Genomic DNA, 5,460 nt, shown 5'->3' on the forward strand with positions numbered 1-5,460 from the left:
TGTGCGTGTGTTCTTTGAGAACTCAATAGTGTGTCGATGAATGTCAGTGCCAATAATTATTATTGGTTCCAATCTTTCATGTACCCCCCGGTCGTGGGAGGTTGGACATTGAACAACAGCGAATCTTTTTGCTGGTGTTTTGTTTTGCTAGGTTTTCGGACTCTAGTTAGATAATTTTGATTCGCTCTCCCCTTGGGAGGGTTGTTTCGAGAGTCTTCAACGGAGAGTTTGATTCTGGCTCAGGACGAACGCTAGCGGCGTGCTTAACACATGCAAGTCGAGCGGTAAGGCCCTTCGGGGTACACGAGCGGCGAACGGGTGAGTAACACGTGGGTGATCTGCCTTGCACTTCGGGATAAGCCTGGGAAACCGGGTCTAATACCGGATACGACCTGAGGTTGCATGACTTCAGGTGGAAAGATTTATCGGTGCGAGATGGGCCCGCGGCCTATCAGCTTGTTGGTGAGGTAACGGCTCACCAAGGCGACGACGGGTAGCCGACCTGAGAGGGTGACCGGCCACACTGGGACTGAGACACGGCCCAGACTCCTACGGGAGGCAGCAGTGGGGAATATTGCACAATGGGCGAAAGCCTGATGCAGCGACGCCGCGTGCGGGATGACGGCCTTCGGGTTGTAAACCGCTTTTGACAGGGACGAAGCGCAAGTGACTGTACCTGTAGAATAAGGACCGGCCAACTACGTGCCAGCAGCCGCGGTAATACGTAGGGTCCGAGCGTTGTCCGGAATTACTGGGCGTAAAGAGCTTGTAGGCGGTTCGTCGCGTCGTTTGTGAAAACTTGGGGCTCAACCTTAAGCTTGCAGGCGATACGGGCGGACTAGAGTACTTCAGGGGAGACTGGAATTCCTGGTGTAGCGGTGAAATGCGCAGATATCAGGAGGAACACCGGTGGCGAAGGCGGGTCTCTGGGAAGTAACTGACGCTGAGAAGCGAAAGCATGGGTAGCAAACAGGATTAGATACCCTGGTAGTCCATGCCGTAAACGGTGGGTACTAGGTGTGGGGCTCCTTCCACGGACTCCGTGCCGTAGCTAACGCATTAAGTACCCCGCCTGGGGAGTACGGCCGCAAGGCTAAAACTCAAAGAAATTGACGGGGGCCCGCACAAGCGGCGGAGCATGTGGATTAATTCGATGCAACGCGAAGAACCTTACCTGGGTTTGACATACACCGGAAACCTGCAGAGATGTAGGCCCCCTTGTGGTCGGTGTACAGGTGGTGCATGGCTGTCGTCAGCTCGTGTCGTGAGATGTTGGGTTAAGTCCCGCAACGAGCGCAACCCTTATCTTATGTTGCCAGCGCGTAATGGCGGGGACTCGTGAGAGACTGCCGGGGTCAACTCGGAGGAAGGTGGGGACGACGTCAAGTCATCATGCCCCTTATGTCCAGGGCTTCACACATGCTACAATGGCCGGTACAGAGGGCTGCGATACCGCGAGGTGGAGCGAATCCCTTAAAGCCGGTCTCAGTTCGGATCGGGGTCTGCAACTCGACCCCGTGAAGTTGGAGTCGCTAGTAATCGCAGATCAGCAACGCTGCGGTGAATACGTTCCCGGGCCTTGTACACACCGCCCGTCACGTCATGAAAGTCGGTAACACCCGAAGCCGGTGGCCTAACCCCTTGTGGGAGGGAGCCGTCGAAGGTGGGATCGGCGATTGGGACGAAGTCGTAACAAGGTAGCCGTACCGGAAGGTGCGGCTGGATCACCTCCTTTCTAAGGAGCAATTCTCCAGTGAGTGTCTCGAAGAGTCGAGATCGCTGCTGGCAGAGACAGTTTCGGACCCATTCGTGGTCCGGCTGGAGCTCATGGGTGGAACGCTGACAAACTTCTTCGCATCATGGTGTCGGCTCAGTCCGATATCGCGGTGAATATATCGACACACTGTTGGGTCCTGAAAGAACACGCGAGTGTCTTTCTGGCAAGATAACGATCCTCCCGGATCTTCGAGAAACCGCCGGCCACTTGGTCGAGTAGGTCTTGGAACATGATTTCGGGTTGGGTGTGTTGTTTGAGAACTGCACAGTGGACGCGAGCATCTTTGTTAGTAAGTGTTTAAGAGCGTACGGTGGATGCCTTGGCACCAGGAGCCGATGAAGGACGTAGGAGGCTGCGATAAGCCTCGGGGAGCTGTCAACCGAGCTGAGATCCGAGGATTTCCGAATGGGGAAACCCAGCACGAGTGATGTCGTGTTACCCGCATCTGAATATATAGGGTGTGTGGAGGGAACGTGGGGAAGTGAAACATCTCAGTACCCACAGGAAGAGAAAACAACAGTGATTCCGTGAGTAGTGGCGAGCGAAAGCGGATGAGGCTAAACCGTGTACATGTGATACCCGGCAGGGGTTGTGTATGCGGTGTTGTGGGGTCTTCTTTCTTGATTCTGCCGGATCAAGCGAGAGTAAGAAACCGTTGTGTTAGTCGAAGTGGTCTGGAACGGCCCGTCATAGAGGGTGATAATCCCGTAGACGAAAACTCAACGGCTCTCGTAGAAGATACCCGAGTAGCAGCGGGCCCGTGAAATCTGCTGTGAATCTGCCGGGACCACCCGGTAAGCCTGAATACTCCCTGGTGACCGATAGCGGACTAGTACCGTGAGGGAAAGGTGAAAAGTACCCCGGGAGGGGAGTGAAATAGTACCTGAAACCGTGCGCTTACAATCCGTCAAAGCCTTCGCAATCTTGATTGTGTGGGGTGATGGCGTGCCTTTTGAAGAATGAGCCTGCGAGTCATCGGTGTGTGGCGAGGTTAACCCGTTGAGGGGTAGCCGTAGCGAAAGCGAGTCTGAATAGGGCGAAACTTTAGTCGCACATTATGGACCCGAAGCGGAGTGATCTACCCATGGCCAGGGTGAAGCGACGGTAAGACGTCGTGGAGGCCCGAACCCACTTAGGTTGAAAACTGAGGGGATGAGCTGTGGGTAGGGGTGAAAGGCCAATCAAACTCCGTGATAGCTGGTTCTCCCCGAAATGCATTTAGGTGCAGCGTCACGTGTTTCACACCGGAGGTAGAGCTACTGGATGGCCTAGGGGGCCTACAAGCTTACCGAAGTCAGCCAAACTCCGAATGCCGGTGTGTGAGAGCGTGGCAGTGAGACTGCGGGGGATAAGCTTCGTAGTCGAGAGGGAAACAGCCCAGATCGCCGGCTAAGGCCCCTAAGCGTGTACTAAGTGGAAAAGGATGTGGGGTCGCTTAGACAACCAGGAGGTTGGCTTAGAAGCAGCCACCCTTGAAAGAGTGCGTAATAGCTCACTGGTCAAGTGATCCTGCGCCGACAATGTAGCGGGGCTCAAGTACACCGCCGAAGCCGCGGCATTCCAGCAATAGCCCGTCTCAACTGTAGTGGTTGGGGCCAGGTGCTGGGATGGGTAGGGGAGCGTCCTGTGGCCGTGGAAGCAGCAGTGTGAACTAGCTGTGGAGGCCACGGGAGTGAGAATGCAGGCATGAGTAGCGAAAGACGAGTGAGAAACTCGTCCGCCGAATGACCAAGGGTTCCTGGGCCAGGTTAATCCGCCCAGGGTGAGTCGGGACCTAAGGCGAGGCCGACAGGCGTAGTCGATGGACAACGGGTTGATATTCCCGTACCCGTGTATCCGCGCCCAATGCTGAATCAGTTGTGCTAACTGTCCAAATGTTGTCTTATCGAGCCTTCGGGTGAGAGGGGTGACGGCTGCACAGGACCCTGACTGTAGTAGGTAAGCGATGGGGTGACGCAGGAAGGTAGCTGGGCCAGGTGATGGAATACCTGGTGTAAGCCTGTAGGGCGAACGGTAGGCAAATCCGCCGTTCATGAAGCCTGAGAGGTGATGCGTACCCGTTGAGGGGAATTCAGTGATCCTATGCTGCCGAGAAAAGCCTCTAGCGAGCTGGTACACGGCCCGTACCCCAAACCGACACAGGTGGTCAGGTAGAGAATACTAAGGCGATCGAGAGAACTGTGGTTAAGGAACTCGGCAAAATGCCCCCGTAACTTCGGGAGAAGGGGGACCACGCCCGGTGATAACCCTTGCGGTTGGAGCTGGGTGGGGTCGCAGAGACCAGAGAGAAGCGACTGTTTACTAAAAACACAGGTCCGTGCGAAGTCGTAAGACGATGTATACGGACTGACGCCTGCCCGGTGCCGGAAGGTTAAGAGGACCGGTTAGCCTGTTATGGGCGAAGCTGAGAATTTAAGCCCCGGTAAACGGCGGTGGTAACTATAACCATCCTAAGGTAGCGAAATTCCTTGTCGGGTAAGTTCCGACCTGCACGAATGGCGTAACGACTTCTCTGCTGTCTCAACCACAGACTCGGCGAAATTGCATTACGAGTAAAGATGCTCGTTACGCGCGGCAGGACGAAAAGACCCCGGGACCTTCACTATAGCTTGGTATTGGTGTTCGGTACGGTTTGTGTAGGATAGGTGGGAGACTGTGAAGCTCGGACGCTAGTTCGGGTGGAGTCGTCGTTGAAATACCACTCTGATCGTATTGGACTTCTAACCTCGGACCATGATCTGGTTCAGGGACAGTGCCTGGTGGGTAGTTTAACTGGGGCGGTTGCCTCCCAAAATGTAACGGAGGCGCCCAAAGGTTCCCTCAGCCTGGTTGGCAATCAGGTGTTGAGTGCAAGTGCACAAGGGAGCTTGACTGTGAGACTGACAGGTCGAGCAGGGACGAAAGTCGGGACTAGTGATCCGGCACCGGCAAGTGGAAGCGGTGTCGCTCAACGGATAAAAGGTACCCCGGGGATAACAGGCTGATCTTCCCCAAGAGTCCATATCGACGGGATGGTTTGGCACCTCGATGTCGGCTCGTCGCATCCTGGGGCTGGAGTAGGTCCCAAGGGTTGGGCTGTTCGCCCATTAAAGCGGCACGCGAGCTGGGTTTAGAACGTCGTGAGACAGTTCGGTCTCTATCCGCCGCGCGCGTAAGAAACTTGAGGAAGGCTGTCCCTAGTACGAGAGGACCGGGACGGACGAACCTCTGGTGTGCCAGTTGTTCCGCCAGGAGCACTGCTGGTTGGCTACGTTCGGAAGGGATAACCGCTGAAAGCATCTAAGCGGGAAGCCTGTTCCAAGATGAGGTTTCTCTCCCACTTGATGGGTTAAGGCCCCCTACAGACCATGGGGTTGATAGGCCAGAATTGGAAGCCAGGTAACTGGTGTAGGTGACTGGTACTAATAGGCCGAGGGCTTACTACGAAGGTGTTACGCGTCCACTGTGCGGTTTCTGAAACAGCACACAGATCATGGAGACAACAACTGGTTGTCCATGCTTTCCCGTGAGGGAGGGTGTGGGTTTCTGGTTGTGGCTCTCTGTGTGACAGTTTCATAGAGTTACGGTAGTTATAGCGGTGGGGAAACGCCCGGTCCCATTCCGAACCCGGAAGCTAAGGCCACCTGCGCCGATGGTACTGCACTCGACAGGGTGTGGGAGAGTAGGACACTGCCGGAACATCC

The 5,460-nt window shown here is 55.3% G+C and carries 3 rRNA genes; all 3 read left to right on the forward strand.

What is annotated here, in order from left to right:
* Positions 1-216: 216 nt before the first annotated feature.
* Positions 217-1,735: ribosomal RNA gene (locus NS1_RS38265) — 16S ribosomal RNA — on the forward strand.
* A gap of 329 nt (positions 1,736-2,064) precedes the next feature.
* Positions 2,065-5,202, forward strand: a 23S ribosomal RNA gene (locus NS1_RS38270).
* A gap of 136 nt (positions 5,203-5,338) precedes the next feature.
* Positions 5,339-5,455, forward strand: a 5S ribosomal RNA gene (gene rrf / locus NS1_RS38275).
* The 16S, 23S and 5S rRNA genes sit together here, the layout of an rRNA operon.
* The last annotated feature ends 5 nt before the right edge of the window (positions 5,456-5,460 follow it).

It is taken from the genome of Nocardia salmonicida NBRC 13393 (assembly GCF_001613085.1).
GTDB classification, from domain to species: domain Bacteria; phylum Actinomycetota; class Actinomycetes; order Mycobacteriales; family Mycobacteriaceae; genus Nocardia; species Nocardia salmonicida.